Source organism: Micromonospora yangpuensis, assembly GCF_900091615.1.
Lineage (GTDB): Bacteria > Actinomycetota > Actinomycetes > Mycobacteriales > Micromonosporaceae > Micromonospora > Micromonospora yangpuensis.
This window is the reverse complement of record NZ_FMIA01000002.1, coordinates 6325043-6345615: the sequence shown is the minus strand read 5'-3', so window position 1 is coordinate 6345615 and position 20573 is coordinate 6325043. Positions and strand designations below refer to the sequence as shown.

11 protein-coding genes are annotated in these 20573 nt (G+C 75.2%); 10 read left to right on the top strand and 1 reads right to left on the bottom strand.

What is annotated here, in order from left to right; all coding sequences use genetic code 11:
- The first annotated feature begins 221 nt into the window (after positions 1 to 221).
- Genes lysW through GA0070617_RS28690 form a run of 8 tightly spaced genes read left to right on the top strand, consistent with a single transcriptional unit; the run spans position 222 to position 13002 of the window.
- The gene (lysW, locus tag GA0070617_RS31905; RefSeq protein ID WP_091445428.1) at positions 222 to 386 is read left to right on the top strand and encodes a lysine biosynthesis protein LysW; all 165 of its coding nucleotides are present in this window, start codon (positions 222 to 224) and stop codon (positions 384 to 386) included.
- Entirely contained in the window at positions 386 to 1411 is a 1026-nt protein-coding gene (argC, locus tag GA0070617_RS28720) for an N-acetyl-gamma-glutamyl-phosphate reductase (RefSeq protein WP_091445426.1), read from the top strand. The genes lysW and argC overlap by 1 nt, the downstream gene beginning before the upstream one ends.
- Positions 1412 to 1419: 8 nt before the next feature.
- Positions 1420 to 2274, top strand: coding sequence for a [LysW]-aminoadipate kinase (locus GA0070617_RS28715; RefSeq protein ID WP_217628884.1), 855 nt, complete (start codon positions 1420 to 1422; stop codon positions 2272 to 2274).
- Between the two features lie 3 nt (positions 2275 to 2277).
- Positions 2278 to 5706, top strand: coding sequence for a non-ribosomal peptide synthetase (locus GA0070617_RS28710; protein WP_091445424.1), 3429 nt, complete (start codon positions 2278 to 2280; stop codon positions 5704 to 5706).
- Positions 5703 to 6845, top strand: a complete 1143-nt coding sequence (locus GA0070617_RS28705) for an acyl-CoA dehydrogenase family protein (protein WP_091445422.1) — start codon at positions 5703 to 5705, stop codon at positions 6843 to 6845. Before GA0070617_RS28710 ends, GA0070617_RS28705 begins: the two co-directional genes overlap by 4 nt.
- The gene (locus GA0070617_RS28700) at positions 6842 to 7996 is read left to right on the top strand and encodes an acyl-CoA dehydrogenase family protein (protein ID WP_091445420.1); all 1155 of its coding nucleotides are present in this window, start codon (positions 6842 to 6844) and stop codon (positions 7994 to 7996) included. The genes GA0070617_RS28705 and GA0070617_RS28700 overlap by 4 nt, the downstream gene beginning before the upstream one ends.
- A 1-nt stretch (position 7997) precedes the next feature.
- Positions 7998 to 11357 (top strand): non-ribosomal peptide synthetase, encoded by a 3360-nt coding sequence (locus GA0070617_RS28695; protein ID WP_175440700.1) that lies wholly within the window; start codon positions 7998 to 8000, stop codon positions 11355 to 11357.
- A gap of 1 nt (position 11358) precedes the next feature.
- Positions 11359 to 13002, top strand: a complete 1644-nt coding sequence (locus tag GA0070617_RS28690; protein WP_091445416.1) for a condensation domain-containing protein — start codon at positions 11359 to 11361, stop codon at positions 13000 to 13002.
- Here GA0070617_RS28690 and GA0070617_RS28685 read toward each other — a convergent pair.
- Positions 12992 to 14269 carry an MFS transporter gene (locus GA0070617_RS28685; RefSeq protein ID WP_091445413.1) on the bottom strand — a complete coding sequence of 426 codons (1278 nt, stop codon included), beginning with the start codon at positions 14267 to 14269 and terminating at the stop codon, positions 12992 to 12994. The two genes, GA0070617_RS28690 and GA0070617_RS28685, sit on opposite strands and share 11 nt — an antisense overlap.
- 234 nt (positions 14270 to 14503) lie before the next feature.
- Between GA0070617_RS28685 and GA0070617_RS28680 the strand changes: the two genes are divergently transcribed.
- The gene (locus GA0070617_RS28680) at positions 14504 to 17842 is read left to right on the top strand and encodes a non-ribosomal peptide synthetase (RefSeq protein WP_091445410.1); all 3339 of its coding nucleotides are present in this window, start codon (positions 14504 to 14506) and stop codon (positions 17840 to 17842) included.
- A gap of 16 nt (positions 17843 to 17858) precedes the next feature.
- Positions 17859 to 20546: a condensation domain-containing protein gene (locus GA0070617_RS28675; RefSeq protein ID WP_091445408.1), complete on the top strand. Its 2688-nt coding sequence runs from the start codon at positions 17859 to 17861 to the stop codon at positions 20544 to 20546.
- Positions 20547 to 20573: the final 27 nt, after the last annotated feature.

Sequence of the window (20573 nt, the reverse complement as noted above, 5' to 3'; positions counted from 1 at the left end):
GCCGGCCACGGCCGGCCCCGAGGCCGGGCAGTCAGGCCGGCCACCCGACGGCCCCGGGGCCGGGCAGTCAGGAGAGTCCCCGACTGCCCGCCCGAGCCACCGCGCGCGACGATCGGAGCGGTCCCGTGTCGACCGCCCGCCGGCCTGGCCGCTCGTGGCCTACCGACCGGGCGACGGCTCCCCGCGGGGCCGTCCCGTCCGCAGTGGAAGGACTGATCAGCATGTCGGCATGCCCGCAGTGCGGTGGCGGCATCTCGGTGCCGGAGAGCGTGCAGCTCAACGAGATCCTGGAGTGCCCCGAGTGCCGCGCCGAGATCGAGGTGATGTCCGTGGACCCGCTGTTGATCGCGGTCGCGCCGGACGTGGACGAGGACTGGGGCGAGTAGTGGTCGACGTCGCCGTCGTCGGCGGAGCCGGGTACATCGGCGGTGAGCTGCTGCGGATGCTGATTCCGCACCCGGACGTCACGGTCGTCGCCGCCACCTCGGACCGGCTGGCCGGGCGTCGGGTCGACGGCAACCATCCGACCCTGCGCGGGCACACCGACCTGACGTACGCGCCGCACGACCGGCTGCCCGACTGCGACGTGCTGCTGCTCGCCGCGCCGGGAGCGGCGATGAGCGACGCGGTACGGGCCCGGGTGAACGCCGGTGCGGTGCTCATCGACATCGGTCCGGAGCTGCGGCTGGCCGACCCGGCCACGTACCGGCGGTACTACGGCGGCGAGCACCCGTCGCCCGAGCTGGCGGCGGTGGCCGTACCCGGTCTGCCGGAGCTGCACCGCGCCGCGCTCACCAAGGCGGACACCATCGCGGTGCCGGGCTGCATGGCGACGGCGGCGATCCTGGCCCTGCAACCGCTGGCCGCCGCCGGCCTGATCGGCCCGGACGTCCTGGTCGACGGGCGGATCGGGTCGAGTGGCTCGGGCTCGCAGGCAGGTGAGGTCAACCAGCACGCCGAGCGGGCCGGCGTGCTGCGGGTCTTCGCGCCGTCGGGGCACCGGCACGAGGCGGAGATCGCCCAGGCCACCGGCCTGTCCGTGCGGATGGGCGCGACCGGGGTCGACGCGGTACGCGGGGCCCAGGTGCTGTGCCGGGTCACCCCGGCGGACGGGCTGACCGAGCTGGACATCCGCACCGCCTACCGCGCCCGGTACGCCGACGAGCCGTTCGTCCGGGTCATCGCCCAGCGCCGGGGCAACTACCGCCTGCCCGAGCCGAAGATCCTGCTCGGCACCAACTACTGCGACGTGGGGTTCTCGTTCGACGCCGCGCACGGCGAGCTGGTCCTGATCGCCGCGCTGGACAACCTCGGCAAGGGCGGCGCGGGCAACGCCGTGCAGTGCCTCAACGTCCGGATGGGGCTGCCCGAACGCCGTGGGCTGGAATTCCTCGGGTTGCATCCGATCTAGGCGGGGGCATGATGGACGACCAGATCACCGTGGTCAAGTGCGGCGGGGCCGCCACGATCGCGCACGACGCGTTGTGCGCCGAGATCGCGGCGTTGCAGCGGAACGGGCGGCGGGTGCTGCTCGTGCACGGCGGCGCGGCGGAGCTGGACCGGCTCGCGGCGCGGCTCGGCCTGCCGCAGCGCCGGTTGACCACCCCCAGCGGGTCGTCCAGCCGGTATACCGACCCGGCCACCCTGGAGGTGCTGACCATGGCGCTCGCCGGCAAGGTCAAGCCGGGGCTGTTGGCCGCGCTGGCCCGTGCCGGGGCCCGCGCGGTGGGCCTGACCGGGCTGGACGCCGGACTGCTCACCGCGCGCCGTACCGCGGTGCACCGGGCCGTGCTCGACGGGCGCAAGGTCGTCATCCGCGACGACCACAACGGTCGGCTGACCCGGGTGGACCCGCAGCTCCTCCGGACGCTCTTCGCCGCCGACGTGGTGCCCGTGGTGTCGCCACCGGCGCTGGGCGAGGACGGCCACCCGGTGAACGTGGACGCCGACCGGGTCGCCACCGCGCTGGCCGGCGCGCTCGGCGCGGCCGAGCTGGTCTTCCTCACCGGCGCGCCCGGCCTGCTGCGCGACCCGGCGGACGAGACGAGCGTCGTCGGGCGGCTGGAGCTGTCCCCGGCCGAGCCACCGTCGCCGGAGATCGCCGGGGCGGGCATGACCGTCAAGTTGCAGGCGGCCCACGACGCGCTGCTCGCCGGGGTCGGCCGGGTGCTGATCGCCGACGGCCGGCGCACCGGCCCGTTGACCGCGGCCCTGGCCGGCCAGGGCACCACGGTCACCCTGTCCGAGCCGGTCCGAACCCCCGCCGGGAGCTAGCGCATGTCGACCTCCGCCGGAAGTACCCCCAGCGCCGGCGCACCGGTGCCCAGCCTGGCCGACACCCGCCGCGCGCTGCTGGCGGTCCGGGAGCGGCAGCGGCAGGCCACCCGGGCGACCGGTGCCACCATCACCCCGGCCCGTCGGGACCGGCCGCTGCCGTTGTCGTTCGCCCAGCAACGGCTCTGGTTCCTCGACCAGTGGGCCCCCGGTCTGCCGGTCTACAACTCGCCGGTGGCCATCCGGCTGCGCCGGGCGGTCGACGTCGGTGCGCTGGGTCGGGCGTTGACCGCCCTGGTCGACCGGCACGAGGTGCTGCGCACCCGGTACGCGGCCGAGCGCGGGGTGCCGTACCAGATCGTCGACCCGGCACCGGAGGCGACGGAGCTGGACGTGGTCGAGGCGACCGGGGTCGCCGGCGCCGCCGAGATCGTCACCGCCGTGGCCCGGGAACCGATCGACCTGGGCACCGGCCCGGTGTTCCGGCCCAGTTTGATCCGGATCGCCGACGACGACCACGTGCTCGTGCTCGCCCTGCACCACATCGCCTTCGACGGCTGGTCCGCGGAGATCCTGCTGCGCGACCTGATCACCCTGTACCAGCGGGAGCTGACCGGTGTCGCCGGTCCGCTGCCCGCGCTGCCCGTGCAGTACGCCGACTACGCCGTCTGGCAGCGTGGCCGGCTGACCGGCGAGGTGCTGGAGAAGCAGCTCGGCTACTGGCGGGACCGGCTCGCCGGGCTGCCCACCCTGGACCTGCCGACCGACCGGCCACGACCGGTGGTACCGACCGGTGCCGGGTCGACCCTGGAGACGGTGATCCCCACCGAGCTGCACTCCCGGCTCGTGGCGCTGGCCCGTACCGAGCGGGTGACCCTGTTGACCGTGCTGCTGGCCGGGTTCACCGCGGTGCTGTCCCGGTACACCGGTCAGCGGGACCTGGTGATCGGGTCGGTCTTCTCCGGCCGGACCAGCCCGGAGATCGAGCCGCTGATCGGGTTCTTCGCCAACACCCTGGTGCTGCGTACCTCCACCGAAGGTGACCCGGCCTTCACCGAGCTGCTGGCCCGGACGAACGAGACCGTGCTGGGCGCGCACTTCCACCAGGACCTGCCGTTCGGTCGGTTGGTGGACGAGCTGCGGCCGGAGCGCGACCCCAGCCGCAACCCGCTGTTCCAGGTGTCGTTCACGATGGAGACCGCGTCCGCCGGGTCGGCGCGCTTCGCCGACGTGGGTGCGGAACTCTTCCCGCTGGAGCTGGGCACGGCCCGCTTCGACCTGGCGGTGCAGGTGACCGAGACGCCCGGCGCGGGCATGCGGCTGTGGGCCGAGTTCTCCACCGAGCTGTTCGAGCCGGACCGGATCTCCCGGCTCTTCGGGCACTACCTGACGCTGCTCGCCGGCGTGGTCGACGAGCCGGGGCGACGCCTGTCGCAGCTGCCGTTGCTCACCGCCGACGAGCGGCACGCGCTGGTGGTCACCGCCAACGACACCCAGACCGGGCCGCCCGACCGGGAGCGCTGCCTGCACCAGCTCTTCGAGGACCGGGTCGACGCCGACCCGCAGGCGCCGGCCCTGCGCTGGCAGGGTGCCACCCACACCTACGGCGAGGTGGACGCCGCCGCCAACCGGCTGGCGCGGGCGCTGCGGACCGCCGGGGTCGGCCCGGAGACACCGGTGGCGATCCTGCTGCCCCGCTCGCCCGAGCTGCCGACCGCGATGCTGGCCGTGCTCAAGGCCGGCGGGGCGTACCTGCCGCTGGACCCGGACCATCCGCCGGCCCGCTGGGCCACCCTGCTGGCCGAGGCGGGCTGCCGGCACGTGGTCACCGCCGCCGAGTTCGCCGCCGACCTGCCGCCGGAGACGGTACCGGTGCTCGCCGCTGACCCCGCCCACCGCGAACTGCCCGGTGGTCGGCTTGATCCGGTCGCCGGGCCCGGCGGTCGGCTTGATTCGGTCGCCGGGCCCGGCGACCTGGCGTACGTGATCTTCACGTCCGGCTCGACCGGGCGGCCCAAGGGCGTCGCCGTCGAGCACCGCAGCATCGTCAACTTCACCACCGCGATCGTCGAGCTGTTCCGGCTCGGTCCGGGTGACCGGGTGCTGCAGTTCGCCAACCCGTCCTTCGACGTGAGCCTCTTCGACTTCTTCAGCGCCCTGTGCAGCGGGGCCACCCTGGTGCAGGCACCCCGGACGACGTTGCTGGACCCGGCGGCGTTGACCGCGCTGATGCGCGACGAGCAGGTCACCGTCACCGACCTGCCGCCGGCGGTGCTCGGCCTGCTCGACCCGACCGGGCTGCCCGCGCTGCGGACCCTCTTCGTCGGCCTGGAGCCCTTCCCCGGTGAGCTGGTCAACCGGTGGAACACCAAGGACCGCGAGTTCCACAACGGGTACGGCCCGACCGAGGCCACCGTCGCCTGCATCAACTACCGGTGCCCCGACGAGCACCACGAGTCGATGCCGCCGATCGGGGTGCCGCTGGCGAACTACACCGCGTACGTCCTCGACCCGGCCGGCAACCTGGTACCCGTCGGCGTACCCGGCGAGCTGTACGTCGGCGGCGTCGGGGTCGCCCGCGGGTACGTGGGCCGGCCGGGGCTGACCGCCGAACGCTTCGTACCGGATCCGTTCGGCGCGCCCGGTGGCCGGCTGTACCGCACCGGCGACCTGGTGCGTCGTCGGGCCGACGGGAACCTGGAGTTCCTGGGTCGGGTGGACAACCAGATCAAACTGCGCGGGCTGCGCATCGAGCCGAGCGAGATCGAACACGCGGTGGGGGCGGACCCGCAGGTCGCCGAGGTGGCCGTGCTGGCCCGGGGCAGCGGTGCCGACGCGCGGCTGGTGGCCTACGTGGTGCCGGTGCCGGGCACCACGTTGGACCAGGCCAGGCTGCGTCAGTTTCTGGCCGAGCGGCTGCCGGCGTACCTGGTGCCGGGGCAGCTCGTGGAGCTGCCCGAGCTGCCCCGGGGGGCCAGCGGCAAACTCGACCGCAACCGGCTCCTCGCGGAATCGGGCGGCGGCCCCGCCCCGGTGCCGACGGTGGCGCCCCGCACCCCCACCGAGGTCGTGCTCGCCGAGATCTGGGCCGAGCTGCTGAGCACCGACGGCTTCGGGGTGCACGACAGCTTCTTCGCCGTCGGCGGCAACTCGCTGCAGGCCACCCAGCTGGTGTCCCGGATCCGGGACCGGTTCGGGGTGACGCTGAGCCTGCGGGACGTCTTCGTCGGCGCGACCATCGCCCAGCTCGCCGAGCTGGTCGAGGAGCAGGAGCTGGCCGCCGCCTCGGACGACGAGCTGGCCGACCTGCTGGCCACCCTGGAGGCGGCCCCGCCCGACCCGGCCGCGTCGGACCCGGCCGCGTCGGACCTGGACGCGCCGGAGACAGTCGCGTCGGAGTCGGACGCGTCGGAGCGCGGGGAGCGGCGGTGAGCGGCGACACCGGGCGGTTCCGCGCCGAGGTCCGGCGGTTCCTGGCCGAGCCACGGGTCCGGGACGCGGTGGTCGAGATCGCCCGCTATCCGGCCGGCCGGGAACCCGCGCTGCTGGACATCTACCGGTGGCTGGGCGAGCGGGGCTGGCTCGCGGCCGACTGGCCCACCCGGTACGGCGGCGCCGACCTCGGCCCGACGGAGGCGGCGGTCGTCACCGAGGAGATGGGGCTGGCCGGGGTACCGGACGACCTGCACGTGCTGAGCATCGACCTGGTAGGCGCGTTCGTGCTGCGACACGGCTCGGACGCCCAGCGCGCCGCGCACCTGCCCGCGCTGGCCCGGGGCGAGCGGATGGCGACCGTGCTCTTCACCGAGCCGGAGGCCGGCTCCGACCTGGCCGCGCTGCGCACCCGCGCCGAACCCGACGGCGACGGCTGGCGGCTCACCGGCTCCAAGATCTACAACCAGAAGTCGCAGTTCGCCGAGGTGGCGCTCTGCGCCGCCCGGACCACCGAGAGCCCGGTGCCGTTCCACGGGATCACGCTGTTCCTGCTGCCGCTGCGCTCGGCGGGCGTGCACATCGAGACCGTGCCCGGCATCGGCAACGACCAGTTCACCCTGGTCGTGATCGACGGCGTCCGGTTGACCGCCGACGACGTGGTGGGCCGCCCGGACGACGGCTGGCAGCTGATCAACGAACTGCTGCTGCGGGAACGCACCGGCATCGACTTCCACGCCAAGACCCGCCGCCAGTTCGAGCTGCTGGTGCGGCAGGCGGCGGCGACCGGCGCGCTCGACGATCCGGCGTACGCCGACCGGCTGGCCGACCTCGACGCCCGGCTGCGCGCCGGGCACGCGCTGGCCTGGGAGATGGTCGCCGACCTGGCGCGCGGCGAGCCCGATCCGGTGCGCTCGGCGATGGCCAAGTGGTTCGTCACCGAGCAGGTCCGGGACGTGATGGCGGCGGCCGGTGACGGCCTCGGCCTGGACCTGGCGCTGTCGGCCTGGGACGGCGAGGCACCGCAGGAGGGGTTGCTGGAGGCCGCCTACCGGGCCAGCCCCACCCAGCGGCTGGCCTCCGGCACCTCGGAGATCATGTTGTACCTGATCGCGACCAGCGGGCTGGAGCTGCAGTGAGCGCCGACTACCGGGAGCTGTTCGACCCCGAGCTGGTGCCCACCCTGCGCCGGCTCGGTGAACGCCCGATGGGTGCGGGAGCCGACGCGGCCGTCGACCCGGACGACCGGGTCGCCCGGCAGGCGGTCTGGCAGAGCCTGGTCGGTCTCGGCGCGCTGGCCTGGGCCGACCCGGACGCCGGCGCGCACCGGCCGGAGCCGCTGCCGGAGCTGGTGGAGCTGGCCGAGCTGATGGGCGAGAGCCTGCTGCAGAGCCCGTACCCGGACACCGTGCTCACCGCGGAGCTGCTCGCCACGGCCGAGGCTGACAGCCCGGCGGCGCGCGAGGTGCGGGTCGCGATCGCCGCCGGTCGGTGTGCCGTCGCGGTGGCCCCCCGCACCGACGGCCGCACCGACCCGGCCGTGCCCGACCCGGTCACCGTCGACGACGACCGGATCCACGGGGTACGCCGGTTCGTCGCCTTCGCCGCCGACTGCGACCTGCTGCTGGTGCCGGCACCCGGCCCGGCCGGCACCGAGCTGCGACTGGTGCCCCGGGACCAGCCCGGGGTGCGCCTGCGTCGGCACGACGACACCGGCCGGGGCGACCTCTACCGGGTGGACCTGGACGGTGCCGCGACCCTGCCCGGTGGCTGCTGGCACGGCAGCCGGTACGCCGAGGCGATCGGCCGGGCCCGGCTGCGGCACGCCGCCTACCTCCTCGGCGCCGCCCGTGGTGCGGTCGAGTTGACCACCGCCCGGTTGCGGTCCCGTTCCGCCTTCGGCCAGCCGCTGGCGCGCAACCAGGCGTTGTCGTTCCGCCTGGCGGCGCTCACCGCCCGCCGGCACGCCGTGCTCGCCCTCGTCCGCCGCGCCGCCCGCGCCGACGGCCCGACACCCCTGGGTGACCCGGCGTACGCCGACCCGGTGCTGGCCGGGGCCCAGGCGCTGATGCTCGCCGCGGAGCTGGCCCGGGAGACCGCCGCCGAGGCGGTGCACCTGCACGGCGCGTACGGGCTGACCGAGGCGAGCGACGCCCAGCTCTACTTCCGTCGGGCGGTGGTCGACGCCGGCTGGTGGGGCACCCCCGCCCAGCTGCGCCGAACCGCGGCGGACGCCCTGATCCGCCGGGCGACGGCGGATGCCGGCGGCTCCGGAGCGGTGGGTGGCTGAGATGTCGACGGGACCGGGGTGGCTCACCGACGACCGACGGGAACTGCTGGCCCGGCTGGCCGCCCAGCGTGGCGTGCGGCGGGGACCGGCCGGCGTCACCCCGCGCACCGGACCGGACGCGCCGCTGTCGTACGCCCAGCGCCGGCTGTGGTTCCTCGACCGGCTCTCCGGTGGCAGCCCGGTCTACCACATCGCCGCCGGGGCCCGGCTGCGCGGACCACTGGACGTGGCCGCGTTGGCCACCGCGCTGACCACCCTGGTCCGCCGGCACGAGGCGCTGCGTACCGTCTTCCCGCCCGGCCCGGACGGCATCGCGACCCAGCTGCCCGCCGCGGCACCGCGCCTGATCGAGCTGCCCGCGCAGCCGTTGGCGGGTACCCCGGCCGAGGTCGAGCAGACCGCGCTGCGCCTGGCCCGGGAGATCGCCCGGGAGCCGTTCGACCTGCCCGCCGGCCCGCCGCTGCGGTGCCGCCTGCTGCGCCTGGCCGACGACGACCACCTGCTGGTAGTCGTCCTGCACCACATCGTCGCCGACGGGTGGTCGCTCGACCTGCTGCTCCGGCAGCTCCTCGACGCGTACGCCGAGGGGGCCGGCGGTGCGCAGTCCGAGTCGCGGTCGGGCCTGCAACTGGGGGATGTGGCGTGCTGGGAGCCCGGCTGGCTGGCCTCCGCCGAGGCGGCCAGCCAGCTCGACCACTGGCGGGCGAAGCTCGCCGACGCGCCCCTGCTGGAGCTGCCGACCACCCGGCCCCGCCCGCTCCAACCGACCTCGGCCGGCGACACCCACCGGTTCTCGATCGAGCCGCGGGTCGCGGGCCGGTTGGCGGCGCTCGCCGCCGAACACCGGGCGAGTCCCTTCCTGGCCGCCCTGGCGGGGACGGCGGTCGTCGCCGGCCGCTGGGCCGGCCAGGACGACGTGGTGCTCGGCACCCCGCACGCGGGACGCCACCGGCCGGAGCTGGCCGGTGTGGTCGGGTGCCTGGTCAACACGTTGCCGCTGCGGTTGCGACTGGACCCGGCGGACCGCTTCGTCGACCTGCTGGAGCAGGCCCGGGACACGCTGCTGGATGCGCACCAGCACAGCGCGGTGCCGTTCGACCTGCTGGTGGAGCGGCTCCGGCCGGAACGCGACAGCGGTGGCCGACCGCCGATCGTGGGACACCTGATCAGCTACGAGGACCGCCCGGTACGCCGGGTGCGGGTCGGTGAGCTGGAGGTCCGGTTCTTCCCGGTGGAGACCGGCACCGCGAAGTTCGACCTCTCCGTGGAGCTGGCCACCGCGCCGGACGGCGGTCTCGACGGGACCGTCGAGTACAGTACCGAACTCTTCGACCCCGACACCGCCGTCCGCTTCGCGGCCGGCCTGCGGACCGTCCTGACCCACGCCACCGCCGACACCCGGCTGGCGGACCTGCCGCTGCTCTCCCCGGCCGAACGCATCGAGGTCGTCGAGCGGTTCGGCTCGGGCGGTCCGCCGACGGAGGGGTCCGAGGCCACCGTGCACGGCCTGGTCGAGGTGGCCGCCGACCGCTGGCCCGACCAGGTGGCGGTGCGCTCCGGCGGGCACCGGCTCAGCTACGCCGAGCTGGACACCGCGGCGAACCGGCTGGCGCACCTGCTGCGGGCCCGGGGGATCGGACCGGACCGGCCGGTGGGTGTCGCGCTGCCCCGCGGGCCGTACCTGCTGGTCGCCCTGCTCGGGGTGCTCAAGGCCGGTGGCGCGTACGTGCCGCTCGACCCGGAGCACCCGCCGGCCCGGCTCGCCCAGATCGGTGCCGACGTGGCGGTGCCGGTCGTGCTCACCGTCGCCCGGCACCGGGCGGCGGTCACCGCAGCGGTGCCCGAGGGCACGCCGGTGCTGGAACTCGACGGGGCCGAGGTGGCCGCCGACGACCTTGCGCAGCACCGCCCCGAGCCGGTGGCCACCCCCGGTGACCTGGCGTACGTGCTGCACACCTCCGGCTCCACCGGCCGCCCGAAGGGGGCGATGAACACCCACCGGGCGGTGGTCAACCGGCTGCTCTGGATGCAGCAGGCGTTCGGGTTGCAGCCGGGCGAGGCGGTGCTGCAGAAGACCCCGCTGGGCTTCGACGTATCGGTGTGGGAGCTGTTCTGGCCGCTGCTCGTGGGCGCGCAGTGCGTGCTGGCCGAGCCGGGCGCACACCGCGATCCCGCCCGGCTGGCCGCCACGATCGCCGAGCACCGGGTGACCACCGTCCACTTCGTACCGTCGATGCTTGCGGGTTTCCTGGCCGCCGGCGCGGCGGCGGACTGCGGCGGGGCGCTGCGCCGGGTGGTCTGCAGCGGCGAGGAGCTGCCCCCGTCGCTGGTCGCCGCCTGTGCCCGGGAGCTGCCCGGTGCCGCCGTGTTCAACCTGTACGGCCCCACCGAGGCGGCCGTCGACGTGAGCTGGCACCGGTGCCGCCCCGAGGACGGGCCACGGGTGCCGATCGGCCGTCCCATCGCCGGGGTACGCCTGCACGTGGTGGACGGCCACGGCCAGCCGGTGCCGGTCGGGGTGCCGGGTGAGCTGCTGATCGCCGGGGTGGCCGTGGCCCGGGGGTACTGGAACCGCCCGGCGGCGACCGCCGAACGCTTCGTACCCGACGTGTTCGGTCCGCCCGGCGCGCGGGCGTACCGTACCGGTGACCGGGTCCGCTGGCTGCCCGACGGGACGCTCGACTACCTGGGCCGGCTGGACCGGCAGGTGAAGATCCGGGGCGTCCGGATCGAACCTGGCGAGATCGAGGCGACCCTGGCCGACCATGCCGACGTGGCCTCGGCCGTGGTCGACGTCCGGCCCGGACCGGACGGCGCCGCGCTGCTGCTGGCCTGGGTGACCTGCCCGGACGGGGCCACCCGGGCACCTGAGTTGCCGGCGGTGCTCCGGGCCCACCTGCGGGACCGGCTGCCCGCCGCGCTGCTGCCCGCCACCGTCACCGTGCTCGACGGGTGGCCGCTGAACGCCAACGGCAAGCTGGACCGCGCCGCGCTGCCGGTCGCCGCGCCGACGTCGCCGCAGGCCTTCGTCGCCCCCCGGGACGACACCGAACGCGCGGTGGCCGCCATCTGGGCGGAGGTGTTGGACGTCGACCGGGTCGGCGCGCACGACGACTTCTTCGCGCTCGGTGGCCACTCCATCGTCGCGGTACGGATCCTGACCCGGGTCCGTACCGTGCTCGGGGTCGAGGTGGCCCTGCCGGTGGTCTTCGCCGCGCCGACGGTGGCCGGGATGGCCGCGGCGGTCCGGGCCGCGCGAGCAGACGGCGGGTCCGCACCGGCCCCGCCGACCATCGGCCGGGTGTCCCGCGAGCGGTACCGGGTCACCCGTCCCGCCGACCCCACCGACCGGAGAGCGTGACATGTCTGACGACGCCTACCTGCTGCCCGCCTCGTTCGGTCAGGAGCGGTTGTGGCTGGTGGAGCAGCTCCAGCCCGGTTCGCCGCTGTACCACGTGCCGGCGACGGCACGGCTGCGCGGCCCGCTCGACGTGGCGGTGCTGCAGCGCTGCCTGACCGAGATCGTCGAGCGGCACGAGGCGCTGCGGACGGTGCTGCGGATGGAGCAGGGCGCGGTGTGCCAGCTCATCCGCGACTCGGTGCCGGTACCGCTGGAGGTGGTGGAGCCGGTCGACGATGCGTCGGCGGCGGTCGCGGCGGCCGTCCGGGAGCCGTTCGACGTCGGCGTCGGCCCGCTGATCCGCTGCCGCCTGCTGCGGCTCGCCCCGCAGGAACACCTCCTGGTGATCGTGGTGCACCACGCGGTCGCCGACGGCTGGTCGCTCGGCGTGCTCGTCCGGGAGCTGGGCGTCCTGTACGCCGCGCACCGCGAGGGGACGCCTGTCGAGATGCCCGAGCTGGCGGTGCAGTACGCGGACTTCGCCGTCTGGCAGCGCGAGACGGCCGGCTCGGAGTCGCTCACCCGGCAGCTCGACTTCTGGCGCGGGCAGCTCGCCGGGGCGGCCCCGCTGCGGCTGCCGCCGGACCTGCCGTACCCGGCGGAGCCGCAGGCCACGGCGCACACCGCGGTCAGCCGGGTGCCGGCCGAGGTGCTGCACCGGTTGCGCTCGGGCGTCGACGCCTCGGTCACCGACTTCATGCTGATGCTCACCGCGTACGCGGTCGTGCTGGCCAGGTGGAGCGGGCAGCCCGAGGTGGTCGTCGCGGTACCGGTGGCGGGCCGGGACCAGGCCGAGGTCGAGCCGGTGATCGGGTTCTTCGTCAACACCCTGCCGCTGCGGGTGCCGGTCGGCGGCACGTCGACCTTCCGCGAGCTGCTCGGCGAGGTGCGTGACCGGTGGCTGGCCGCGCTGGCCAACGCCGAGCCGCCGTACGAGCGGATCGTCGAGGTGGCCGGGGTACGCCGACGGGCCGGCCGGCTGCCGCTGGCGCGGGCGATGTTCGGCCTCAACAACACCCCCTTCCCACGGCTGGGCCGGATGGGGGACCTCACCGTCGAGCAGGTGCCGGTCCCGGTGACGCACATCGAGTTCGACGTGCTGACCGAGCTGGCGACGGAGAACGACACCCTGGTCGCCTCCTTCGCGGTGTCGGCGGACCTCTTCGAGCAACGCACCGCCGAGCTGCTGGCCCGCTCGTTCCTCGACGTGCTGTCGGCGGCGGCCGACGACCCGGACCTCGACACCGCCGCGCTGCCCTGCGCGATCACCTCGGCGGTCGGCGCGCGGGGGGACGGCCCCGGTTACCCGGAGGAACCGGCCTCGACCGGGGCACCGGCCGGGGCACCGTCGGCGGGTACCGGCGGGGCCCCGCAGTCCCCCGCCGAGCAGCTGATCGCCCGGCTCTGGCGGGAGGTGCTCGACGTCGCGGTGGTCGACGTGGACGACGAGTTCTACGCCCGGGGCGGCAACTCGCTACGTGCCGTACGGGTGGTGATGGCGGCCCGCGAGTCCGGCCTCAGCCTGCCGGTGGAGGCGCTGATGGGCGAGCACACGGTGCGGCAGCTGGCCGCTGCCGCACACTGGGAGACCCCGGTCAAGCCTTGAACCCACCCCCGTCCGGCCCGTCCAGTCTGCGCAGCGTGCGGACCGGTCGGGTGAGGACCGGCACCGCCGACAGCGCGACCACCGCCACCGCGATCCCCATCGTGGTACGCGAGCCGAGCGCGTCGACGAGCACGCCACCGGCCAGTGCGCCGACCGGGATCCCGCCGAACGCGATGAGCCGGTAGCTGGCGTTCATCCGGGCGTGCAGCTCCGACGGGGTGAGCAGTTGGCGCACCGTCACCGCGACGACGCTGCCGATCCCGCTGCCCGCCGAGCCGAGCAGGAAGCCCGCCGACCAGGCCACGATCGCCGTGCCCCCGGTGCCGGCCAGCGGCAGCGCCAGGTAGGCCAGCACGCCGAGGACCACCCCGGCGCCGACGGCCGGACCGTAGCCGATCCGCCGGATCAGCACCGGGGCGAGCAGCGCGCCACCGATGGCACCCACCCCGCCGGCGGTCAGCACCATGCCGTACACGAAGGTGCCCAGGTCCAGGTCGGTCACCACGCGGACCAGGAACGCGATCGCCAGCAGCTCCATCCCGAGGTTGTACAGGCCGGCGTGCACCACGATCGCCCGGATCGGCGGCGTCCGCCAGACCGCGCGCAGCCCCTCGGCCACCTCCCGGCGCAGGTTGCGTGGGCCGGTACGGGTCTCCGTCGGCTCCCGGTGCCGGATCAGCGCCAACGACAGCCCGGAGAACAGGTAACAGACGGCGTCCACCAGCAGGGTCGCCGGACCGCCGATCACCCGGACCAGCACGCCGGAGAGGGCGGGGCCGACCGTGCCGCCGACCGCCTGGTTGACGCCGAGCGCGCTGTTGGCCCCGTCGAGGCGGCTGCGGCCGACCATGGTCGGGACGTAGGCGAGGAGACTGATGTCGTACACCACCGACAGGCAGCCGCCGAGCAGGGCGATCAGGAAGAGCTGGGGGAGGGTGAGCACGCCCAGCCAGGCCGCGACGCTCACGGTGACCACCAGCGCGGCCCGGACGAGATCGCAGAGGATCAGCACCGGGCGCCGGCTGCGGCGGTCGATCCAGACGCCGGCCAGCAACGGCAGGGCCAGGAACGGCAGCATGTACAACGCCTGCAGCACGCCCAACTGGGTGCCGGAGGCGTCCAGCTGGGCGATCGCCACCAGCGGCAGCACCGTCATGGTGACCTGGGAGCCCAGCTGGGCCGTCGCGTCGCTGGCGAAGAGCAGGCGGAAGTCGCGGCTCCAACCGCGGTTACCCGGCTTGACGGCTTCGGTGGGACGGGCGGTCATCGGACTCCTCCGTCGGCGTGCCGACCGGCTCCGGCGGGTGACTGATCCGGATCCGCACGCAGCTGCGCGTTCGTACTCTCGCCGGCCTCGGCCGGGCCGGCCAGTCCGGGAAAGACCCGATGGTCGGCGGCCCGCCGGTCAGCGAGGGTGGTGCGGAATCGTCCGCGAGAGCTGCGCGAGACCGTCGCGGGGCGAGACCGTCGCGGGTGGCGGTGCGAAGGTGGGGCGCTCACGATGCCGGACAGCGAGTCGCGGGACCATCCGCTCGCGCCGAACCAGCAGGCGATGTTCTTCCTCCACCAGCTCGCCCCGGCCAGCACCGCCTTCACCATCGTCGTCGCCGCCCGGTCGGACGGCCCGCTGCAGCCGGAGCCGCTGCGGCAGGCGGTGACCGGCCTGGTCAACCACCATCCGGCCCTGCGGACCACCTTCCCGTCCGTCGACGGTGACGTGGTGCAGCGGGTGGCACCGCCCGCGCCGGTGGACGTCACCTGGCACCGCCCGGCGGCGGGCACCGACACCGACCGGCTGGTCACGTCGCTGGCCGAGCGGCCGTTCGACCTGGCCACCGGGCCGGTGCTGCGGGTGGACGTGATCGACGACGGTGCCGCCGGACCGCTGCTGCTGCTGGTCGTCCACCACCTCGTGGCCGACCTGTGGTCGATGCAGATCGTCGCCGCCGAACTCGGCGAGCGGTACGCCGCCGCGCTGGCCGGCACCGCCTGGCCCACCCCGGTACGGCCGGTGCCCGGCTTCCCGCAGCTCGCCGCCGACCAGCACCTGCGGCTCGCCGGGGCGCGCGGCACCGAGCTGCGCGAGTTCTGGCGCGCGGAGTTGCACGGCGCGCCGACCACCCTCGACCTGCCCACCGACCGGCCGCGCCCACCGGTCCGGCAGTTCGGCGGCGACACCGCCCGGTTCTCCCTCGATCCGCAGCTCACCGCAGCCCTACGCGGGCTCGCCGAGCGCACCGGCACCACCCTGTACACCGTGCTGTTGGCGGCCTACCAGATCCTGCTGCACCGGCACACCGGGCAACCGGAGGTGCTCGTCGGCTCACCGGTGCACGGGCGGCGCGCGGGCGGTCTGCGTACCGTCGGGTTCTTCGTCAACACGGTGGTGATGCGCGGCCGGATCGTGGCCGGCGAACCCGGCACCGCGCTGCTGGCCCGGCTGCACGCCACCACCCGGGCGGCGCTGCGGCACGCCGAACTGCCGTTGACCGAGGTGGTCCGGGGGCTGCGGGTGCCGCGCGATCCCAGCCGGGCCCCGCTGGTGCAGGCGCTGTTCAACCTGATGCGCCCGGTCGGCCCGCAGGCCACGGCGTTGGCCGGGTTCGCCACCGGGGTGCCGGCGACCGCGCTGTCGATGGGGCCGCACCGGATGACCCCGGTGCCGGTGGCGCAGCGGCACAGCCAGCTCGACCTCACCCTGACCGTGGCGGAGGTCGGCGACCGGCTGCACGGTCAGCTGCAGTACGACACCGCCCTGTTCGACCGCTCCACCGCCGACCGGTTCACCGCCCGGTTGCGGACCCTGCTCGCCGCCCTGGCCGCCGAACCGGACCGTCCGGTGGGGACGCTGCCGATGCTCGACGTCGCCGAGCGGGACACCGTGCTGCACGCCTGGAACGACACCGCGATGCCGTTCCAGCCCGCCGACGACCTGGGCGGTCAGGTCGCCCGGCAGGCCCGGCGTACCCCGGACGCCCCGGCCGTGCGGGGCCCGGACGTCCGGCTCGGCTACGCCGAGCTGGACCGGGCGGCGAACCGGTTGGCGCACCGGCTCGTCGCGGCGGGCGCCGGGCCCGGCCGGATCGTCGGGCTGCACCTGGAACGCGGTGCCGCGCTGGTGGTGGCGGCGTTGGCGGTGCTGCGTACCGGGGCCGCCTACCTGCCGCTCGACCCGGAACTGCCGGCGGACCGGTTGGCGTTCATGGTGGCCGACGCGCGGCCCGTCGTGCTGCTCACCGACGCCGAAACAGCGGTCCCGGCCGCCGACCTGCCGACCCTGCGGCTTCCGACACCGACCGCCGACCCGGCGGACCCCGGCCCGCCGGTGGTGCGGATACCCCCCGAGAGCAGCGCGTACGTCATCTACACCTCGGGCTCGACCGGCCGGCCCAAGGGGGTGGCGGTACCGCACCGGGCGCTTGTCAACTTCCTGGCGGCCATGCGGAGGCTGTTCGACTTCGGTCCCGGGCACCGGATGCTGGCGGTGACCACCTTCTCCTTCGACATCGCCGTACTTGAACTGTTCCTGCCGTTGGTGACCGGCGGCAGCACCGAGATCGTCACCCGGGACGTCGCCGCCGACGGCCACGAACTGCGTCGTCGGCTGACCGACGGTGCCGTCACCCACCTGCAGGCCACCCCGGTGACCTGGCAGCTGCTGCTCGACGCCGGCTGGCGCGACGGTGCCGCGATCACCGCCCTGTGCGGCGGCGAGGCGATGCCGGCCGCCCTCGCGGCGCGGCTGACCGGCGTCGCCGGCCAGGTGTGGAACATGTACGGCCCGACCGAGACGACGATCTGGTCGGCCGCCGCCCGGGTCGACGGCGGCCCCGGCCCGGTGCCGATCGGCCGGCCGGTGGGCAACACCCAGGTGTACGTCCTGGACGCCGCGATGCAGCCGGTGCCGCCCGGAGTGGTCGGCGAGATCTACCTCGGTGGTGCGGGGGTGGCGCACGGCTACCTGCACCGCCCCGGGCTGACCGCCGCCAGGTTCCTGCCCGACCCGTACGGCGCGACCCCCGGCGGGCGGCTCTACCGCACCGGTGACCTGGGGCGGTACCGCCCCGACGGGCAGCTGGACTACCTCGGGCGTACCGACCTGCAGGTCAAGCTCAATGGGCTGCGGATCGAGCTGGGTGAGATCGAGGCCGCGTTCGAGGCCCAACCCGGGGTACGGCGGGCCGCGGTCACCGTGCACCGGCGGGACGGCCGGACCCCGGTGCTCGTCGGCTACCTGACCGCCACCACCGCACCCACGGCGGACGACCCGACCCGGCAGGCCGACGGGGCCCGGCTGCGTTCCTCGGTGGCCCGGACCCTGCCCGGGTACATGGTCCCGTCGACCCTGGTGTGGCTGGACGAGTTGCCGCTCACCGCGAACGGCAAGGTCGACCGGGCCGCGCTGCCCGCCCCGGAGCAGGCGGCGACGGGGCGGGTGGTCGAGCCGCCCGCCGGACCGGTCGAGCGGGACATCGCCGCCCTGGTCGGTGAGCTGCTGGGCGGCGTCGAGGTCGGTCGCACCGACAACCTCTTCGAGTTGGGCGGCGACTCGCTGACCATGTCCCGGCTGGTCATCCGGTTGCGGGACAGCTTCGGGGTGGCCGTACCCCTGCACCAGCTCTTCGACGACCCCACCGTGGCGCGGCTCGCCGCGCTGGTCTCCACCGCCGCCGACGGTGCTGCTTCGGCGGCCTCCGGCGGTCCGCCGCCGGCCGCCGCCGGTGGGTCGGCGCCGGCGCCCGCCGTGACCCGGGTGGACCGCAGCCGGTACGTCGCCGGCCGGGCCGGCGGTGCCCTGCGGCTGCCCGAATCCCTCCGTCGTCCGAAGCACGTGGACTGAGTACCGTGGAGCGCCCATGCAGCCGATGATCTTTCCCACCTCGTACGCCCAGCAGGGGCTGCTGACCTTCGAGCGGCTGCACCCGGGCACGGCGACGTACCACGTCGCGTTCGCGCTCTGGCTGCACGGACCGCTGGACACCGCCGCGCTGACCGCCGCCGTCTCCGCCGTGGTCGAGCGGCACGAGTCGCTGCGGACCACGTTCACCGTGCTGGACGGCGAGGCGGTGCAGCTGGTCGACGCCGGGGCCGGGCCGGTGGTCACCGAGCACGACCTGAGCGCCGATCCGGCGGCCGGCACCGTCGAGGCGGTCCGCTGCCGGCTCACCGCAGCGGTCGCCGAGCCGTTCGACCTCACCCGGTCGGCGGTGCGCCTCGACCTCTACCGGCGTGCCGCCGAGGAGCACGTCCTGGCGGTCACCCTCCACCACGCCGTCGCCGACACCTGGTCGTGCGCGGTGTTCGTCCGGGACCTGTCCACCGCGTACACCGCCGCCCGGGACGGCCGGTCGCCCGAGCTGCCCGAACCACCCGTGCAGTACGTCGACTACGCGGTGTGGCAGCACGACCGGTTGGCCGGCCCGGAGGTGGCGGAGCTGGAGACGTACTGGCGGGAGACGCTGGCCGGGGCGGCGCCGACGCTGGAGCTGACCGGCGACCGGGACCGGCCGGCCGTGCCCTCGTTCGCCGGGGCCACCCTGCCGGTCGCGCTCCCGCCCGAGCTGGTGGCGGCGGTGACCGCGACCAGCCGTCGGCTGCGCAGCACCCCGTTCGTGGTCATGCTCGCCGCCTTCCAGGCCGTCGTCGCCCGGTCCACCGGCCGCACCGACGTGCTCGTCACGACCAGCGTCGCCACCCGTACCCCCGAGGTGGAGGACCTGATCGGCTGCTTCCTCAACGTCCTGCCGATCCGGGTGTCGGTGGCCGGCGAACCGTCGTTCACGGAGCTGGCCGACCGGACCAGGACGGCCGTGCTGGGTGCCTTCGAGCACCAGGACCTGCCCTTCGACCGCATCGTCGAGCAGGGGCCACGCCCGCGTGACCTGCGGCACCAGCCGCTGAGCCAGCTCATGTTCGGGGTGCAGAACGCCCCGATGCCGCAGCCGGAACTGGCCGGGCTGACCGCGGAGGCGGGCCTGGTCGCCCGGGGGGTGGCCCAGTTCGACCTGGACATCCAGCTCTGGGCCGCGGGGGAGCGGATCGAGGGCTTCTGCGAGTACGCCACCGACCTGTTCGACTCGGCGACCGTGCAGCGGCTGTGGGACCGGTTCGTGGCGCTGCTGCAGGACGCCACGACCGACGGGGACCGGCCACTGTCGCAGCTCGCCCCGCTCGACCCGACCGACTTGCGCCGGGCGCTGACCGCCGGTGGCCCGACCCCGGCACCGGCCGCCCCGGCCGACAGCCCGGCCGCCGACGGTTTTCCGGACCTGGCCGGCTCCCCGGATGCCGGTGACTCTGCGGACCCGGCGGTGGCCGCCCTGTCCCCGGCCGCGCTGCGCCGCTGGGTCGGCGTGCTGGCCGAGCACGCCGCACTCCGGCCCGACGACCGGGTGCTGGACCTGTCCGATCCGGACAGCCCGGCGTCCGCCGCCTGGTCCTGGCACGTCCGCGCGGCTGGTGCCACTTCCGTCGTACCGCCGGCTGGCGCCGGCTCCGTCGTACCGCCGGCTGGCGCCGGCTCCGTCGTACTGTCGGCTGGCGCCGGCTCCGTCGTACTGTCGGCTGGCGCCGGCTCCGTCGTACTGTCGGCTGGCGCCGGCTCCGTCGAGCCGTCGGTCGAGCGGGTGGCCGACGCCGCGCAGTGGGCCCGGCTGGCGCTTGCCGAGCAGGTCACCGTGCTGGCCGGGCCGGCGGCGGAGCTGGCCCGCCTCGCCGCGCTGCCGGAGACCGGCCCGCTGCCCGCGCTGCGCCGGCTGGTCGTCGACGGTCCACTGTCCGAGGCGGTGGCCGGCTGGTTCGCGGCCAGGGCACCCGGCCTGGCCACGGTCGCCCTGCTCGGTGGGGTCGTGGCGGGCGGCCCCACGCTGGTGCTCGGTCCGTGGCGTGGGTCGCGGATCGCCGCCCGGCTGCTGCCCGGTGGCCGGGCGGCGATCGTCGATCCGGACGGCCGGCTGGTCGCCCCGGGTACCCCCGGCGAACTCCTGCTGGCGGCCGGGCCCGACGCGTTCGCGGGACGCCCCGGTGGTCCGGACGACCTGGTCGACCACCCCTACGCGGGGGTGGACCCGGCGACACCGTCCGGGACCCGGCTGTGGCGCTCCGGACTCGCCGCCCGCCAGGCCGTCGACGACAGCATCGAACTGCTCGGCACCGGCCGGTCCGACCCGACCGGCACCGAGCGGGTGACCCCGGACCGGCACATCGAGCCGCGCGATCCGGTCGAGACGGTGCTCGCCGAGATCTGGGGCTCGGTCCTGCAGGTCGGCCCGGTCGGCGTGCACGACGACTTCTTCGCGCTCGGCGGGCACTCCGTCGCCGCCATGCGGATCGCCGCGCTCACCGGCGACACCCTCGCGGTCGAGCTGCCCGTGCGTACCCTCTTCGAGCTGCCGACCGTGGCGGCGCAGGCCGAGTTCCTGGTCGAGGCCGGGCGGGCCGCGGCCGTCGACGTCACCGCCGCGGCCGAACTGGCGCTCTCCGTCGGCCGGCTCTCCGAGGAGGAGGTACGCGCGATGCTCGCCGACGGTCCGTCAGGCGCCTGACGGCGCGTTGACGACGCACCGGCGTGC